Annotated in this window: 19 protein-coding genes and 1 tRNA gene; 12 read left to right on the top strand and 8 right to left on the bottom strand. The window is 59.3% G+C overall.

What is annotated here, in order from left to right; genetic code table 11:
• Positions 1-14 precede the first annotated feature (14 nt).
• A complete protein-coding gene (locus tag QTL94_RS17665) occupies positions 15-1,274 on the top strand; it encodes an SAM-dependent methyltransferase (RefSeq protein WP_289802701.1) in 1,260 nt (419 codons plus the stop codon).
• Positions 1,275-1,438: 164 nt separating this feature from the next.
• Here QTL94_RS17665 and QTL94_RS17660 read toward each other — a convergent pair whose 3' ends face one another.
• The gene (locus QTL94_RS17660; RefSeq protein ID WP_289802700.1) at positions 1,439-2,272 is read right to left on the bottom strand and encodes an SDR family NAD(P)-dependent oxidoreductase; all 834 of its coding nucleotides are present in this window, start codon (positions 2,270-2,272) and stop codon (positions 1,439-1,441) included.
• Between the two features lie 100 nt (positions 2,273-2,372).
• Positions 2,373-3,011, bottom strand: a complete 639-nt coding sequence (locus QTL94_RS17655) for a ChrR family anti-sigma-E factor (protein WP_289802699.1) — start codon at positions 3,009-3,011, stop codon at positions 2,373-2,375.
• Positions 3,012-3,243: 232 nt separating this feature from the next.
• Here QTL94_RS17655 and QTL94_RS17650 point away from each other — a divergent pair, with 232 nt between their 5' ends.
• From QTL94_RS17650 to QTL94_RS17630, 5 genes are all read left to right on the top strand, one after another.
• Positions 3,244-4,284, top strand: coding sequence for a cysteine synthase A (locus QTL94_RS17650; protein WP_289802698.1), 1,041 nt, complete (start codon positions 3,244-3,246; stop codon positions 4,282-4,284).
• A gap of 6 nt (positions 4,285-4,290) precedes the next feature.
• The gene (locus QTL94_RS17645) at positions 4,291-5,028 is read left to right on the top strand and encodes an alanyl-tRNA editing protein (RefSeq protein WP_289802697.1); all 738 of its coding nucleotides are present in this window, start codon (positions 4,291-4,293) and stop codon (positions 5,026-5,028) included.
• Positions 5,029-5,045: 17 nt separating this feature from the next.
• Positions 5,046-5,915 (top strand): 3-mercaptopyruvate sulfurtransferase, encoded by an 870-nt coding sequence (gene sseA / locus QTL94_RS17640; RefSeq protein ID WP_289802696.1) that lies wholly within the window; start codon positions 5,046-5,048, stop codon positions 5,913-5,915.
• A gap of 5 nt (positions 5,916-5,920) precedes the next feature.
• Positions 5,921-6,481 carry a GNAT family N-acetyltransferase gene (locus tag QTL94_RS17635; RefSeq protein WP_065694206.1) on the top strand — a complete coding sequence of 187 codons (561 nt, stop codon included), beginning with the start codon at positions 5,921-5,923 and terminating at the stop codon, positions 6,479-6,481.
• A 70-nt stretch (positions 6,482-6,551) separates the two neighbouring features.
• The gene (locus QTL94_RS17630) at positions 6,552-7,022 is read left to right on the top strand and encodes a DUF1203 domain-containing protein (RefSeq protein ID WP_289802866.1); all 471 of its coding nucleotides are present in this window, start codon (positions 6,552-6,554) and stop codon (positions 7,020-7,022) included.
• A 53-nt stretch (positions 7,023-7,075) separates the two neighbouring features.
• Here QTL94_RS17630 and ald read toward each other — a convergent pair whose 3' ends face one another.
• Positions 7,076-8,194, bottom strand: a complete 1,119-nt coding sequence (ald, locus tag QTL94_RS17625; RefSeq protein WP_289802695.1) for an alanine dehydrogenase — start codon at positions 8,192-8,194, stop codon at positions 7,076-7,078.
• A 155-nt stretch (positions 8,195-8,349) separates the two neighbouring features.
• Between ald and QTL94_RS17620 the strand changes: the two genes are divergently transcribed.
• The 3 genes from QTL94_RS17620 to QTL94_RS17610 all read left to right on the top strand — a co-directional run bounded on the left by QTL94_RS17620 (position 8,350) and on the right by QTL94_RS17610 (position 10,175).
• Complete coding sequence (locus QTL94_RS17620; protein ID WP_113521761.1) at positions 8,350-8,811, top strand: Lrp/AsnC family transcriptional regulator; 462 nt, start codon at positions 8,350-8,352, stop codon at positions 8,809-8,811.
• Positions 8,812-8,871: 60 nt separating this feature from the next.
• Positions 8,872-9,753: a DMT family transporter gene (locus QTL94_RS17615; RefSeq protein WP_289802694.1), complete on the top strand. Its 882-nt coding sequence runs from the start codon at positions 8,872-8,874 to the stop codon at positions 9,751-9,753.
• An 86-nt stretch (positions 9,754-9,839) separates the two neighbouring features.
• Entirely contained in the window at positions 9,840-10,175 is a 336-nt protein-coding gene (locus QTL94_RS17610) for a PilZ domain-containing protein (protein WP_065694201.1), read from the top strand.
• Between the two features lie 19 nt (positions 10,176-10,194).
• On the opposite strand, the gene QTL94_RS17605 is transcribed toward QTL94_RS17610, so the two are convergent.
• Positions 10,195-11,163 (bottom strand): LysR family transcriptional regulator, encoded by a 969-nt coding sequence (locus tag QTL94_RS17605; RefSeq protein ID WP_289802865.1) that lies wholly within the window; start codon positions 11,161-11,163, stop codon positions 10,195-10,197.
• A gap of 141 nt (positions 11,164-11,304) precedes the next feature.
• Here QTL94_RS17605 and QTL94_RS17600 point away from each other — a divergent pair, with 141 nt between their 5' ends.
• A complete protein-coding gene (locus QTL94_RS17600) occupies positions 11,305-11,919 on the top strand; it encodes an FMN-dependent NADH-azoreductase (RefSeq protein ID WP_289802693.1) in 615 nt (204 codons plus the stop codon).
• Between the two features lie 67 nt (positions 11,920-11,986).
• On the opposite strand, the gene QTL94_RS17595 is transcribed toward QTL94_RS17600, so the two are convergent.
• From QTL94_RS17595 to ilvA, 3 genes are all read right to left on the bottom strand, one after another.
• Complete coding sequence (locus QTL94_RS17595; protein WP_289802864.1) at positions 11,987-13,258, bottom strand: GGDEF domain-containing protein; 1,272 nt, start codon at positions 13,256-13,258, stop codon at positions 11,987-11,989.
• A 240-nt stretch (positions 13,259-13,498) separates the two neighbouring features.
• On the bottom strand, positions 13,499-13,825 hold the full coding sequence (locus QTL94_RS17590) for an HlyU family transcriptional regulator (RefSeq protein WP_113521763.1): 327 nt from the start codon (positions 13,823-13,825) through the stop codon (positions 13,499-13,501).
• 36 nt (positions 13,826-13,861) lie between these two features.
• Positions 13,862-15,112 carry a threonine ammonia-lyase gene (gene ilvA / locus QTL94_RS17585; protein ID WP_289802692.1) on the bottom strand — a complete coding sequence of 417 codons (1,251 nt, stop codon included), beginning with the start codon at positions 15,110-15,112 and terminating at the stop codon, positions 13,862-13,864.
• A gap of 178 nt (positions 15,113-15,290) precedes the next feature.
• Between ilvA and QTL94_RS17580 the strand changes: the two genes are divergently transcribed.
• Positions 15,291-15,653, top strand: a complete 363-nt coding sequence (locus QTL94_RS17580; RefSeq protein WP_289802691.1) for a VanZ family protein — start codon at positions 15,291-15,293, stop codon at positions 15,651-15,653.
• A gap of 66 nt (positions 15,654-15,719) precedes the next feature.
• Here QTL94_RS17580 and QTL94_RS17575 read toward each other — a convergent pair whose 3' ends face one another.
• Complete coding sequence (locus QTL94_RS17575; protein ID WP_083199679.1) at positions 15,720-15,902, bottom strand: hypothetical protein; 183 nt, start codon at positions 15,900-15,902, stop codon at positions 15,720-15,722.
• Positions 15,903-16,125: 223 nt separating this feature from the next.
• Here QTL94_RS17575 and QTL94_RS17570 point away from each other — a divergent pair.
• Positions 16,126-16,210 (top strand) — tRNA-Leu (locus QTL94_RS17570).
• Positions 16,211-16,703: the final 493 nt, after the last annotated feature.

Raw genomic sequence — 16,703 nt, 5'->3', positions numbered from 1 at the left:
CGGAGGAGAAAATTATGACGGATGCACAGGATCGGGATTCTTTCGCGCGGGACGCGATATTGCTGTCGCCCGCAAACATCGCAAGAGTTTCCAGAGGCGTACCGCTAAGGGGCAAGCTTGCGTTGCGCGCACTCCTGCAGCTGAAGCACGGCTCGCTGACAATTACCTTTCCGGACGGTCGCACCGTGCTCATCAAGGGGAGCGCAGCGGGACCGGACGCGGCCATCCGTCTCGCGAACTGGAAGCTTGCCTATCGTGCGCTGGCAAGCGGCACGATCGGCATCGCGGAAACCTATATGGACGGCGACTGGGACAGTCCCGATATCTCGGCTTTCCTTGAGCTTTTCCTGATCAACGAGGACACCGCTCAAAACTACGCGAACGGCAAGGGCGGCATCGTCCGGTTCGCAGAGCGGGTACGTCATTGGATGAACGCGAACACCAAGGCCGGTTCGAAGCGAAACATTTCGGCCCACTACGATCTGGGCAACGACTTCTACAAGCAGTGGCTTGATCCGACGATGACCTATTCGTCCGCGCTCTACTCGACCGGCGCCAACGATCTGCAATCCGCCCAGCATGCAAAATACAGGGCGTTGGCGGAAGCGACCGGCATTCGCCCGGGTGATCACGTCCTGGAGATCGGCTGCGGCTGGGGCGGCTTCGCGGAGTTCGCGGCGACGGAACTGAACTGCCGCGTGACCGGGCTTACCATCAGCCGTGAGCAGCTTGCCTTTGCCGAAGACCGGATCCGCAAGGCCGGGCTCAGCGACAGGGTGGAGTTTCGCTTTCAGGACTATCGGGATGAAACCGGCCTTTACGACCGCATTGTCTCCATCGAGATGTTCGAGGCCGTCGGAGAGAAATACTGGCCGGCGTATTTCTCGAAGTTGCAGCAATGCCTGAGACCCGGTGGCAAGGCTGGTCTGCAGATCATCACGATCCGCCAGGAATCGTTTGAGCAGTACCGCAGCAATCCGGATTTCATCCAGAAATATGTCTTCCCCGGCGGCATGCTTCCGACCCGCGATCACCTTGCAGAACTTGGTCGAAAAGTGAATTTGTCACTGGTAAGGGACTTTGGTTTCGGGTTAGACTACGCCCGAACTCTTGCCGAATGGCGGGAGCGTTTCTGGTCGGTTTGGGAGCGCGTTCGGCCGTTAGGTTTCGATGAGCGTTTCAAACGGCTCTGGGAATTTTATTTGTTTTATTGCGAAGCAGGCTTCCGCGCCCGAAACATAGACGTCCGTCAGGTCGTCTTTTCGCGGAGCTGACGAGAGCGGATGGTGGGCCGTCGGCAGATGACCTCCTGTCTGGCCCCCATCCGCCTCGTTTATGCTTCACTCCGAAATCAAATCGCACGGAAATTCGATGATCGCCTCGCTGCGGAAGCGGTCAGTCTTGGCCATCTGGCGGCCTGTTGGGCTGGCTGGCGGTGCTATTCTGCGGGATGCGTCATCACCGGTCGGTGACGCTTGGTGGGAGACCGTTCATCCCAGCCGGTGAAGCGGTTGACCAAGCGGAAATAGAGGCCGTAGGGCAAGAGCCTCAACAGCTTCATCATCAGTGTGAAACGCTTCGGGAAGGTGATCTCGAACGCCTGCGACTTCAGGCCTGCCGAGATCTGATGTGCGGGCTCCTCGGCCGATACCAGCGAGGGCATGGGGAATTCATTCTTCCTGGTCGCCGGCGTGTCGACGAAGCCCGGATTGATGAGCTGAATCCGGATCCCCATCTTGTCGAGATCGAACTTCAGACTTTCGGCCAGGTTGATCAAGGCGGCTTTCGTTGCGCCATAGGCAGCACTTGTCGGAAGGCCGCCATAACCTGTTACCGACGAGACGATGGCGATCTGCCCCTGCCCCTTCGCCTTCATGTGCCGTACCGCCAGTACGAGGCAGTTCACCACGCCATTCAGGTTGACGGCAAAGCTGCGCTCGAAATCATCCCGGCGCAGTTCCTCCGCCCTCACGGGCAGGTAGACGCCCGCGTTGAAGATCGCCAGCGCCATCGCGCCATGCTCGTATTCAATGGAAGCGAGCACATGCTCCATGTCTTCGGCATTGGTGACATCACCATCGAGAACGATAATGCTGCCCGATAGGGGGCTCGCCTCCGTCTGGAGCTCGACCAGCTTTTCATGGTCGCGAGCAGTTACGGCGACCTTGTACCCCTCGCCCGCAAGCTTCAACGCCAATGCCCGTCCAATCCCGGAACTCGCACCGGAAATCCAGACAATTCCGTGTTCGGGGCGGGCGACGAAATCTTGCATGGCAATCTCCTCCGGGCTGCATTGCGAAACGCAGAAGCAGGTCAGGGAGTTCCGTAGTGCCCCCCGGATTCATGCCTTTATCATGGCATTGTGGCTGCTTTCAGCCGATGAGGTCGCCGATCAACTGACGGAACGATCCGGTCAACTTCACCGGCGCATCCAAAACGGAAAACGCAATGCAGGGGCGATCCGTTTCGGCGATCGGCCGATGATCGACCGTCTCGTCGGCGACAGAGATGTCACCGGGACCAAACCGTCCCCGGCTGTCGGTGAACGCGCCATCCAATATGAGCGTGAGCTCCATTCCCTTGTGCGTATGGGCGGGCAGCGCGCGACCGGCGCGGATCCACATCAGGCTCACTTCACAGCCGTCGATGTCGACCGAATACTCCCTGAAACCCGGAAGCTTCCGCTTCCACGGAACCTTATCGACGTCGAAACCGACGAGGTTGCGCAACGATGTCGGGAAAAAACTCTTGTCGAGTCTGTCGCCACGGCTGCCGCGCGGAGCGGCGGAGGCAAAGATCGAGGATAGCTGCGCATCCCTGTCACCGATCGGGGACGCGGAAATATCCTCCAGCGCCTCGCCCGCAAGGAACTCGAGACCCGTCACCAGGCCGCGATTGTCAGGCTTCATTTCCAGATGTGATTCCACCAGCACGCGCGCAGGTTCAGGAAGAGAACCGGCCACATAGTGCGCCATCAATGCATCGATCGTGTCTATATGCTCGTGAACCATGACCGTTTCGGTCGTTTCCGCTTTTCAGTGACTGCTTTGTCGTCATCCATACGCCGAAAGTCAATCTGCGGATCACAACCGGACCGCTCGATCCGGGATCCACCATGCCAGCGGGGCATAAGGAGTAATTTTATCGCGCTTGCCGCAGGCGTGGAATAGCATTTCTTGCCAACCTAGCCTTGTGAAGGGAAAAGACCGTTCTTAAACTAAGAGTCCCAAAGAGGCAGATTCCATGACCTTCCATCCCTCCGTGCTCGAAGCAATCGGCAATACCCCCCTGATCAAGCTCAAGGGCGCATCGGATGCAACAGGCTGCACCATTCTCGGGAAGGCCGAATTCCTCAATCCGGGCCAGTCGGTCAAGGATCGCGCGGCGCTCTACATCATCCGTGATGCCGAGAAAAAGGGACTGCTGAGACCGGGCGGCGTCATCGTCGAGGGCACAGCCGGCAATACCGGCATTGGCCTGACGCTTGTCGCCAAGGCGCTCGGCTACCGCACGGTCATCGTCATTCCCGAAACCCAGAGCCAGGAAAAGAAGGATGCGCTGAAACTGCTCGGCGCCGAACTGGTCGAAGTGCCGGCCGTTCCCTACAAGAACCCCAACAACTACGTGAAGGTTTCCGGGCGTCTTGCGGAGCAACTCGCCAAGAGCGAGCCAAACGGCGCGATCTGGGCGAACCAGTTCGACAACGTCGCCAATCGCCAGGCTCACATCGAAACAACGGCGAAAGAGATCTGGAACGACACGAACGGCAAGGTCGACGGCTTTATCTGCTCTGTCGGCTCCGGTGGCACGCTTGCCGGCGTCGCAGCCGGCCTCCGAGGTTTCAGCAAGGACATCAAGATCGGCATCGCCGACCCTGATGGCGCGGCCCTTTACGAGTTCTACAAGAACGGCGAGCTCAAGTCTGCGGGCTCCTCGATCACGGAAGGCATCGGCCAAGGCCGCATCACGGCCAACCTCGAAGGCTTTACGCCTGACTTTGCCTACAGCATCTCGGACGCAGAAGCCCTGCCCTTCGTGTTCGACCTCGTCGAGCATGAGGGACTTTGCCTTGGCGGCTCGACGGCAATCAACATCGCTGGCGCCGTTCGCCTTGCCAAGGACCTCGGCCCCGGCCACACCGTCGTGACGATCCTTTGCGACTACGGCAACCGCTACCAATCCAAGCTTTTCAATCCTGATTTCCTGACGTCGAAGGGCTTGCCTGTTCCGGCATGGCTGACGGCGTCGGCGGATCTGAAGATCCCCTACGAACCAGCAGCGTGAGACCCCATGCCCGTCAATGCCCTCTATCGTGACGACTTCTATCTTTCGACATGCGGGGCGGTCGTAACCGCCATTCACGAAGACGGGGGCATCGAGCTGGATCAGACCTGCTTTTATGCCACATCAGGCGGGCAGCCGGGGGATACCGGCTTTCTCGAACGAACAGACGGCAGCAAGATCACCCTTGGCCAGACGCGTCACGGAGCGAGCAAGGATATCATCGTCCATGTCCCGCTCGAAGGAGAAGCGCGACCGAGCGTCGGCGAGGCCCTGGTCCTGCATGTCGACTGGCCGCGGCGCTACAAGCTGATGCGAATGCATACGGCCTGCCATCTGCTTTCGGTCGTCTGCTCTTACCCGATCACCGGTGCAGCTGTTGGCGAAGAGGAAAGCCGCGTCGATTTCGACATGACCGACACCATCGACAAGGACGAGGTGACCGCCAAGCTGATGGAACTCGTCGGCCAGAACCATCCTGTCTATCTGCAGTGGATCACCGATGAGGAGCTGGCGGCCAACCCCGGCATCGTGAAGTCCAAGAACGTGCGCCCGCCGATGGGCCTCGGGCGGGTCAGTCTCGTCTGCATCGGCGAAAACTCGGCGATTGACAGCCAGCCGTGCGGCGGCACACATGTGTCGGAAACGCAGGAAGTCGGCCAGATTCACATCGCCAAGATCGAGAAAAAAGGCAAGGAGAACCGGCGCTTTCGCATCCGCTTCGGCGCCCCCGGTGACGAAGCCTGATTATAAGGGAGAGTGGAATGAGCGAAGAGACGAGCCGTTTTGTCGTGTCCGCCGACTGGCTGCAGGCAGAACTCGGAAAGCCTGATCTGCGCGTACTGGATGCCTCCTTTTATCTTCCAGCCCAGAAGCGCGATGCCGACGCCGAATATACAGCTGGCCACATCCCCGGCGCCATCCGTTTCGATCAGGACAAGATCGCCGATCATTCCGTACCGTTGCCGCACACGATCCCCACGCCCGAGCAGTTCGCCGCCGAAGTCGGCAAGCTCGGCATTGGAGAAAATGACCGGATCGTCGTCTATGACGGCATCGGCCTCTTTGCCTCGCCGCGCGTCTGGTGGCTGTTTCGCGTGATGGGCGCGAAGAACGTCTTCGTGCTCGATGGCGGGCTCGATGGCTGGAAGGCCGAGGGTCGCCCGCTCGAAACGGTCGCGCCGCGCTATGAGCCCAAGACGTTTACCCCCGCGTACGACGACAAACGTGTCGTCAAGCTGGACGCCATGAAGGCAATTGTCTCCGGCGGCACTCTGCAGATCGCCGACGCCCGCAGCGCGGGCCGCTTCGCCGCAACGGAGTCGGAGCCACGCGCCGGCATGCGATCTGGCCACATGCCGGGCGCACGCAGCCTTCCATCGGGTGTTTTCGCCAACCAGGGCCGCTTCAAGTCCCTGCCCGAGCTGAAGCAGACGATCGAGAGCGCCGGCATAGATCTGTCGAAGCCGGTGGTAACGTCGTGCGGTTCCGGGATTACGGCGGCCATCATTACACTGGCGCTGGAATCGCTCGGCCATACCGACAACAAGCTTTATGACGGGTCTTGGAGCGAGTGGGGTAGCCGCGAGGATACACCCGTGGTCACCGGGCCGCCCGAAACGGTCAAAGCCTGATCGCCATGGGAAAAACACCTTCGTCACTGAAAGCCCACGTCACGCGTCTCGAGATGACGGCACCGCCGAAGACAAGCCTGCCGGTGCCCGTCAACATCCAGACAGCGATCATGCGCGCGCCGGGAATCCCGCCGGCGTTCTACCGCCACCTCTACCGCCAGGTCGGTGCCCGCTGGCAGTGGGTCGACCGGTTGCGGATGAGCGAGGAAGACCTTGCCGCGGTCCTGCACGACAAGCGCAATACAATCAGCGTGCTATACGTGAATGGTGCTCCGGCCGGCTTCTACGAGTATCTCGTTGAGGATGAAGACACGATCGAGCTTAGCCATTTCGGCCTGATCGAGCATGCGCTCGGTCTTGGTATCGGCAAATGGTTCCTGTTGCAGGCGCTCTATGCGATCTGGACGCACAATCCGAGGCGGGTGATCACCACGACCAACAGCCTCGACCATCCGAGGGCGCTGCAGCTCTACCAGATGTTCGGCTTCTCGCCCGTCTCCACCGGCACGGCGATCGTGCGGCCGCTGAGCGACAAGGAACTGCTCGAGATCGTGAAAAAGGGCTGACCGGCAAGGATCGGGTGGCTGGCGACCGTCACCGGAGTCATTGATGGCGAAACTCGAAAGGAGATTTGCCATGCCTGCCGTCCACTTTTCCGCAATGCCGACGACCGATGCCGAACACATCTGGAACGGTGGCCGCGACGCCTACGATAACCTGCCGGAAACAATGGTCTCCGACGGCCCCGGCCATCCCTGCCGCCACTGCCTCCGTAACATCGATTCGGGCGACGAGGTCCTCGTCTTTGCCTATCGGCCTTTCCCTGACCTTCAACCCTATGCCGAAACCGGTCCGGTCTTCCTGCACAAACAGCGTTGTGAGCGTTACGCCGCAGACGAAGTGCTGCCACCGGTCCTGTCGACGAGCCGCGACTTCATTGTTCGCGGCTATGGCGCCAATAACAGGATTGTCTACGGCACCGGTGCCGTTACGCCGATCGCAGACATTCCGGCCTACGCTGCAACGCTGCTCGATCGGACCGATATCGCCTATGTCCACGTGCGCTCGGCACGCAACAACTGCTACCAGTGCCGGATCGATAGATAGCAAGAAGCCGGCTGTAGCGATGCAGCCGGCTTCCCTTCCAGTGCGCCCCTAACTTACGCTACGTTAAGTACACTTTCCGCTGCGTAAGGTTCATAGCCAAGGGCCTCGGCTACCGGCTTGTTGGTGACACGGCCGCGGTGAACATTGAGGCCATTCCTCAGGTGCTTGTCTTCGGCGATGGCACGGAGCCCACGATCGGCCAAGGCCAGCCCATAAACCAGCGTTGCGTTGTTGAGCGCATGTGCCGACGTGACCGGGACGGCGCCAGGCATGTTGGCGACACAGTAATGAACGATGCCATCGACCTCATAGGTCGGATCCGAATGCGTCGTCGCGTGGGAAGTTTCGAAGCAACCGCCCTGATCGATCGCGACATCGACAATGACTGCGCCCTTCTTCATTCCGGAGAGCATCTCGCGGGTGACGAGCTTCGGCGCGGCCGCGCCCGGGATCAGGACTGCCCCGATCACCAGGTCGGCAGAGAATACCTCTTCTTCCAGCGACTGAATGCTCGAATAGCGCGTGTGGATGCGTCCGCCGAAGATATCGTCGAGCTGGCGCAGGCGCGGCAGCGACTTGTCGAGGATACTGACATCGGCGCCAAGGCCGGCCGCCATCCTGGCCGCGTGCAGCCCCACGACACCACCGCCGATGATCGCGACCTTCGCAGGCAACACCCCAGGTACACCGCCGAGAAGGATACCAAGCCCGCCGTTGGCTTTCTGCAGCGCCGTTGCACCGGCCTGTATCGAAAGGCGACCGGCGACTTCCGACATCGGCGCCAGTAGCGGCAGGCCGCCGCGTTCGTCAGTGACCGTCTCATAGGCGACAGCGGTTACGCCCGCGGCCAAAAGCCCTTTTGTCTGCTCCGGATCCGGCGCAAGATGAAGATAGGTGTAGAGAATTTGTCCTTCGCGAAGCTGAGCCCATTCCGATGGCTGCGGCTCCTTGACCTTAACGATCATGTCGCATTTCGCGAAGATATCCTTGGCTGAGGCAGCGATTTTCGCGCCCGCGGCGATATAGGCATTGTCATCGGCTCCGATACCGGCGCCTGCCTTTGTCTCCACCCAGACGTCATGACCATGTGCAACGTATTCTCGAACTGACGCGGGTGTCAGACCGACACGATATTCATGGTTCTTGATTTCCTTCGGGCAACCGACACGCATTGGCGTTCCTCTCATTTTATGTCCGCTTTGCGGAAGTGTTTTGACAGGGAAATCCAATCACCGTGGCTGTGAAATGTCCTTGCAAAGAGGATTTGCGCGAACGTGATTTTTCGAAGAATATTGCAGATATCGGGAAAAAATCGAAAGTTCTTCGAATGTCAGAACTCGACGCCATTGATCTTGCGATTCTGAAAACGCTTCAGGCGAACGCGCGCATCACCAATGCCGATCTCGCCGCCAAGATCGGGCTTTCAGCATCGGCCTGCTCGCGAAGGCTCGACATACTCGAGCGAAGCGATGTCATTCGCGGCTATCATGCGCACGTGTCGCACAAGGCTCTGGACTATAAGATGATCGCCATCGTGCACATCTCGCTGTCGGGCCAGTTCGCAAAGACGCTGGCCGAATTCGAGGCAGCGGTGAAGCGCTGTCCGAATGTCCTTGTCTGCTACCTCATGTCGGGAGAATACGACTACATCCTGCGAATCGCCGCTCGCGATCTCGAGGACTACGAGCGCATCCATCGCGACTGGCTGTCAGCCCTGCCCCATGTCGTGAAGATCAACTCCAGCTTCGCGCTGCGCGAGATCATCGACCGTCCGAATGTCGGCCTTTAGTCTCGTGGTGATCGAGAAGTTTCGATGAACCCGCCGATACCGCAGTCATAGAACAGACCCATGAAATCGAAGACGCAAGGCTATATTTTCGTCCTTCTGGCGATCACCATCTTCTCGCTGCAGGACGGCATCTCGAAACACCTGGCAAGCACATATCCGCCTGTCTTCGTCACGATGATCCGCTATTGGGCCTTTGCGCTTTTCACAATCGTGCTGGCGTCGAAGGTGCGTGGAGGAATCCAAGCGACGGCTCGCACCAAACGACCGGTGCTGCAGATTATCCGCGGTGTTCTTCTCGCCGCGCAGGTTGTTGTTGCGATCAGCTGCTTCGCAATTATCGGCCTCGCCCACTCGCAGGCGATCTTCGCAGGTACGCCGATCCTGATAGCCCTGCTTTCCATGCCGCTGCTTGGCGAGCGCGTCGGCTGGCGGCGCTGGACGGCGATCGGCGCAGGCCTTGTCGGCGTGCTCCTGATCCTCAAGCCCGAAGGCGGCTTCTTCGATTTCAAACTGCTGCTCGCGATCTTCTCGTGCTTTCTCTTCGCCTTCTACGTTATCGCGACGCGCCTCGTGAGCCGGGACGATCCGGCGATGACCAGCTTCTTCTACACCGGCGTCGTCGGCGGTATCGCCATGACGCTGGTCGGACCCTTCTACTGGACCTGGATGTCGGGCTGGGATTGGGGCTGGATGGCGCTTGTATGCATGACCAGCATCTCCAGCCACTACTTCCTGATCCGCGCCTATGACATGCTCGACGCCGCGGCTGTACAGCCGCTGACTTACCTGCAGCTCGTCTACGCCTCGATCATCGGTGTCATGGTCTACAACGAGACGCTCAATCTCAACACGATCGTTGGTTCGGTGATCGTCGTGGCATCGGGCATATTCACGATCTGGCGTGAGCACGTTGTGGCGGCCAGAGGCACTGCCAGGACGTAAATTCAATGCGTGCAATTTTATGCACGCTAATAAAGCGATATCAATCTGTCGTTGCTATCATGCTTCCACATTTGAGGGAGAACCGCATGATGCGCAATCTGAATATCATTACTCGCAAGGCCGAACGAAAGCCGTGCCGTGTATTCGGCAAGGTGCGTTATCTCAACAAGGAAGTCGACGCCCGCATCCTAAACCTCTCGACGAGCGGTGTTGCACTCGAGATCAGATCTCCACTGCACGCAGCCTCCGGGAGCCGTGTACAGTTGCTGGCGGACGATCTTGGCATATTGCATGGCGTCATCCGCTGGACCCACAACGGCCGGCTCGGCATTCAGTTCGACACAAACTCCAACGCGCGAGCCCAGGTTTCGTCCTACTTCCGGTTCTTCCACCGCGAAGTAAAGCCGGTGCTGGCCCGATAACAACCGGAAGACCTCTCGCCTATTCGGCTGCGAGAGGTATCTCCGACGTGCGAATTTCGCTGAGTGACGCGGTGAAATCCGCATGGTTGGGACATGCCGACAGGCGCGAGCGAAACGCCTCGATCATCCATGTCGCGGCCGGCCCTGGCGGGTTGGCGATCCGCCGCATCGCATAGATCGGATACTCGCCCTGTTCGTAGGCGCGAAGATCGAGATGGACCAGCGCGCCGCTGACCAGATCCTCGCGGATGATCGACGCTGGCAAGCCTCCCCAACCGAGACCGCCGCGGATCAGCGCATGCTTCGTTGCAATGTCGCTTACGCGCCAGGTCTTGTAGGAAAGCACATTGAAATCCCGCCCCTTGGTCAGGCCAGATGCATCGGTGACGACAAGCTGCACTTCTTCGCGAACATCGCTCAGCGTAAGCGGACGATCGATCTGGGCCAGCGGGTGATTGGCCGCCACGACGGGGATCATGAAGGAATGGCCGATCTTGTCGATCAGGATCGAATCATCCTGCTTGAGAACAGCCCCGCCGATCCCGATGGTGGCCTTGCCGCTTTGAACGGCGTCCATGACCATGCCAAGTTCGCCGGCGGTCAAATTGAGCGCGACGGATGGAAACCGATCGCGAAACTCGCGCAACACGTCGACCATCGCCTGCGATGGAACCATGACGCTGATGGCGACCGAAACCTCGGCCTCCAGGCCTTCCTTCAGGCTTTTCACGCGGGCACGCATGACATGCAGATCCGTCATCAGCCGGCGTGCATCCTCGAGCATCGCCCTGCCCGCCTCCGTCAGTTTCGGCTGACGCGCTCCTGACCTCTCGAAAAGCGGCATCTCAAGCTGTGCTTCGAGATTCGCGATCGTATAGCTGATCACCGACTGGGCACGGTTGAGCACGCGCGACGCAGCCGAGAAGCTGCCGCTTTCGGCAACCGTCAGGAACACCTGCAATTGATCAAGAGTGGGATTGGGAAGCATCATCCATCCAATTCATAGATAGTTTCGATCGACATTATCACAGTTTTTTCGATAGCCCACCAGACATATTTCTCATCGCGAACCAGTGGTCATGACCTCCCAAGCGGACCACCAAAGCCCAAGACGAGAGGAATAACAGTCATGTCGTCCATCCTGCTCCTGACCTCCAGCCCGCGCGCTGAGTCTCTTTCGACCACCATCGCCGTCGACCTGGCGAACAAGCTGCAGGCCCAGCAGTCGGGCAGCGTCGTCGTTCGCCGTGATCTCGCAGCGAACCCGCTTCCGCACATCGATGACCTGTTCACGGCCGCTATCCGCAAGCCGGCTGAAGAACGCACCGCCGCAGAAGCGGAAGCAGCAAAGACCTCCGACGCGCTGGTCGACGAACTGCTCGCCGCCGACACGATCGTCATCGGCACCGGCCTGATCAACTTCAGCATCTACTCCTCGCTGAAGACCTGGATCGACAACGTCGCTCGCGCCGGCCGCACGTTCAAGTACACGGAAAGCGGTCCGGTTGGCCTCGCGACCGGCAAGAAGGTCTATGTCGTACTGGCATCCGGCGGCGTCTACTCGCAGGGTCCGGCAGTCGGCATGAACCATGCAGTGCCGTATCTGAAGTCGGTTCTCGGCTTCCTCGGCATCACCGACATCGAAACCATCTATGTCGAAGGCCTCGCATTCGGTCCGGAAGCCGCCGAGAAGGCAATCAGCGCTGCCAAGGCTCGCGCTGAAGAGATTGCCCTCGCCGCCTGATCGGCTGCCCGCGATAGAAAATCTGGAGAAGACGGTCGGTTTGCCGGCCGTCTTTTTTGTTGGCGTCTCAGCCGACGTCTGCCAGTCGGGAGCCACCGATGACGCAGTTTCGGCCGTTCTTCTTCGCCTGATAGAGCCTTTCATCAGCGACTGAAAGCACCGTCGTGAAGCTGACGCCGTCCTCGTCGGCGGAAGCAAGGCCGATGCTGACGGTGACCGGGCGGCCATCTGGGGTGCTGACGCTGTTGGCAATCGTCCAGCGCAAGCGCTCCGCCAGACGCGCCCCTTCTGCATGATCGGTGAGCGGGCACACGGCCACGAACTCCTCACCGCCGAAACGGAACATCCGGTCGCTGGCGCGCAGGATCGTGCCGAGACGCGCCGCTATGGCCTTGAGAACCTCGTCGCCCTGCAAGTGACCGAACTGGTCGTTGACGTCCTTGAAATGGTCGACGTCCAGGATAAGGACGGTGGCAGACTGACCCTGCTTGAGAGAATCCCAGATCATCGTCGGAGCTTCCATCTCCATGCGCGCACGGTCATAAAGACCCGTCAGAACGTCCCTGCCCGTTCGGCTCAAGAGATCGTTGTATCGCTCGCGGAAGGTCAGATCGTGGAAAATATCGCCGACCGGGCGCGCGCTCATTGTGCTGACGCCACGGCGGATCCAGCGCTCGTAGATGGCGAACAGCACGGTGTATATGCACACCGCGAACATCTTCGCCTTCCAGCCGCCCCAGAAGGCCGCGGCTGGCACGCCGACGAAGTAATACAAAGCGCCAAAGAAGCCGACCTGATCGAACGTCAGCATGACGAAACCGCAGATCATGAAGCGCAGCACGATCTTGCGTTTGAAAACGCGGCCCAGACGCTCATAGAGCAGAATGATCCCGATGGAATCGAGGTACAGCAGCGCCGTCCCCCACATCATCAGTCCGCCCATCTCGTTGAGGAAATCGAAGTTGGGCGCCTTTCCGGCGGAGATCTCGATAATCGAATGCCACTGCAGCAACCACGCGATCGCCGCGGTCAGCAGGTTGCCGAGGAACAATCCGTAGATCGGCTGGCGGACAACGGCGGCATCCTCATGCAGATAGAGCATAAGGATCATCATCAGCTTGCCAGCGAAGAAGACCGATGAGCCGGGTGAAACGATGCCAAAGGGCACCGGCACATAAAATACGGCTGCCAGATATGTTTCCATGAAGTGCATGACGCCGAGCGCCGTCAGGAACATGCCCAGGCCGAGACGGTGGCGGAAATGCAGCAGCGTCACCATTAGCGCGAAGTAACCGACGGCTTCGATTGCAAAAAGAAGGAGGTTGAGGGTTTCCATCAGGTCCCCCGTTCCGCTTCGTTCAACCGAAGCGCGGTCGCCGATCGGTCAGCATGGCGGCGGGTCGCGCCGCACCTTCCCTGAGCGGCAAGAATGACGATCGGTCTTCTTGTATCCTGATGCACAACACGGTCCTGCAAAGCCTGCTGCCAACAAGATTCGCTGCAATACTTTAAGATTGGATGAGCAACAGCGCGCGGCCGACACGGACGCGTCAGTTTATCTCTCAAAAGAGCAGAATAATCAGACCTGACGTGTCTTCGCACCATCGGCGAAGAGCGATGGCCCGTTCTGATCGATGATCTGCTGCGCCTTGCGCACCGTGCATTCGATCGCATCATCGGAAGAGGAGAACATGTCGGCGCGAATGAAATTGCGCACGAGGACATCCTCGCCAACAACCTTCTCGATACGCCCTGCCAGCCTGTACTGGCTGCCTTCCTTTTGCGGCTCGGCATAGATCGTGCAATCGCCGTACAGCTGCGGATCGGATGCGACGCCGGACGCCGACGTCGTCGGCTTCGCGCCGCCGGAAAACATCGAGAGAATGCTGGAAAATATCGAAGCCATGGTTCGCCTTTATCACGCCGGTTCGTGTCGTCAAAGTTAAATGATGAGGTTTGCCAGGATCTCGTTTTCGGTGATGTCTTCGAACCCCATGCCCGCATTCTCGAAGTTCGCAATCAATTGCGCGAAATTCTCCGGCGCCTTGGTTTCGATACCGATCAGGATCGAGCCGAAGTTGCGCGCCGTCTTCTTCAGATATTCGAAGCGGGCGATATCGTCCTCAGGCCCCAGAAGGTTGAGGAAATCGCGCAGGGCGCCGGGGCGCTGCGGCAGGCGCAGAATGAAGTATTTCTTCAGTCCCGCATAACGCATCGCGCGTTCCTTGACGTCGGGCAACCGCTCGAAATCGAAGTTGCCGCCGGAGACGATGGCGACGACCGTCTTGCCACGGATCGCTGCCGGATCCATTGCGGCGATGGCCGTCAGCGACAGTGCGCCGGCAGGCTCGAGCACGACGCCTTCGACGTTCAGCATTTCGCTGATCGTCACGCAGATCGCGTTCTCCGGCATCAGCATGACCTGATCGGTGGAGAAGTCCTTGAGGGCCGCGAAATTCAAATCGCCGATCCGTGCAACGGCGGCACCGTCAACGAAATTGTCGACCTTGGGAAGCGTGACGACCTCGCCGGCATCGATGCTGCGCTTCAGGCTCGGCGCACCGGCCGGCTCGACAAAGACGAACCCCGATTTCGGAACAACGCCCTGAAAATATCCGCTGGTTCCGGCCGCAAGGCCGCCGCCGCCCACCGGCATGACGATCAGGTCAGGAACAGTGCCCTCCGGCAACTGCTGCTCGATCTCCGCGGCAACCGTCGCCTGCCCCTCGATGATATCGACATGGTCGAAAGGCGGTACCATGACGCCACCGATCGCATCGACATGGTCACGCGCGGCCTTGTAGCACTGGTCGAAGAAGTCGCCTGTCAGCTTGATGGTGATGAACTCGGCGCCGAACATACGCGTCTTGTCGATCTTCTGTTGCGGCGTGGTCACCGGCATGAACACAACGCCGGGAACGCCGAAATGGCGGCAGACGAATGCAAAGCCCTGCGCGTGGTTGCCGGCGGAGGCACACACGAAGGTCTTGTCGGACGCGCCCTCAGCGATCGCCTTGCGGAAGAAATTGAACGCACCACGAATCTTGTAGGAGCGCACCGGCGACAGGTCCTCGCGCTTCAGCCAGATATCGGCGCCGTAGCGAGCAGAAAGATGCTCGTTGAGTTGCAGCGGCGTCGCCGGAAAAAGGCTGCGCATCGCTTCCTCGGCAGCTTCGACATCCTGTCTGTCCACGGTCACTATCCTTTGCTGTTGGCGCCGTTCGCTATCGCATAGGAGCAGAGCCGAATGAAGTCCGTTTTCGGCCGCAACCGTTCGGTCGCGCAAAAGCAGCCACCGGCACGCGCAAAAACCGCGTCTGATAACGCATTTGTGCGGTTCCAACGCAGTGCAACATGGCTAGAATAGAGCAATGATAACATACAAGTTCGCCAGACCGGTCGCCTGGTTCCTCCTCGCCGGCATCATTTTCGTCACTGTTTCACCCATCGGGCTGCGTCCTCACACGATCACGTCGGTCAATCTCGATCGTGCACTCGCCTACCTGGTTGTCGGTCTCGCGTTTGCGCTGGCCTATCCACGTCATTGGGTCGCAGTAGCTGTGCTCTTGATCTTTGGTGCGGTCGCCATCGAATACTTGCAGTATCTGTCCCCGACCCGACATGCGCGCCTGCACGACGCAGCGGTAAAGGCGGTCGGAGCGTCCTTCGGGGTCCTCGCCGGGACTTTTCTCAACCGGTATCGCCCAATGAAACCGGACCAACAGGGCGCGTAGCAAGAGCCAACGCCAACGATATGAAATCGGAGATTGCAGGCTGGTTTGCCTGCGTCTCCGACAGCATCAGTAGCTGCAGGAACGATTGTCGCTAGGCCTGAAGCCTTGCGCGCAGGCGATGTTCATGGAATCACCGGGCGTATAGCCCGAGGCAGACCCCATTGAATTTTGCGGGGTCGAGCAGGCCGACGCCATCGCAGCAAGAGTGACCAGCGCTCCAGCCGCCAAAAGTGCCCGAAATCTGCTCATCTTGTTCTCCTTTATAGATATTCTGGCCTCAGACTATCACGCATGAACGCTCGCGTGCCAGCCTGTGACGCAGATTTAGCCGGCGTCAATCGTGTCCGTCGAAGGCGACGGTGCGTATGAAAACGCCGATCCCGAGAACGACAACTGAAGACATCTTGCGCGACGGATTTGTGGTGTGCAGCCCTTTCCAAAACGGGCCGGCCAAGCTATTGCGATCATGCACGCGGGCGTGGCGAAACTGGTAGACGCAAGGGACTTAAAATCCCTCGGCCTTGGCTGTGCGGGTTCGATCCCCGCCGCCCGCACCATTGCCAGCACAATCTCCAGGGAAATGCTGCGCCTCAGGGCGCCCAGAATTGGTTGTGACCAACCAGAACGTTTGCGACGAGCCCCCTTTATTGCAATGTTAGAATGTGTTTTTATGCCAGCGCCTTCAAAGCTGAGGCTTTTGGCGTGTAATTTGTAAAGCTTGTCTTGTGGGAGTAAGGCGATGGTTTACGATTGGGATGGCGCGAAAACACGGCGCCTCCGGCTGTTTCGAGCAGGCACGGCATTCTTGATCGCATTTGCGGTGCTGATACCGCTCTTCTTCTACGCAGCGAAATTTCATGGGTTCGGTGGCTGAGCGCCATCGATGAGATAGCACCGGCGATCTCGCACGACATTCACGCAACAGGCGCGACGATCGCTTCCAGACAGTCATGACCTCCACCAGAGGTGGAGGTTTGAAACGCTGCGCTTGAACCGCTAGAAGCGGTTTTGCTATAGGTTAGTAGCTAGTGTTAAACAGGTCGGCAAAGT

Source organism: Rhizobium sp. S96, from assembly GCF_030382195.1.
In the GTDB taxonomy this organism is placed as follows: Bacteria; Pseudomonadota; Alphaproteobacteria; order Rhizobiales; family Rhizobiaceae; genus Rhizobium.
Note: the sequence above shows the minus strand (reverse complement) of the source record. Positions and strands in the feature narration are given on the sequence as shown.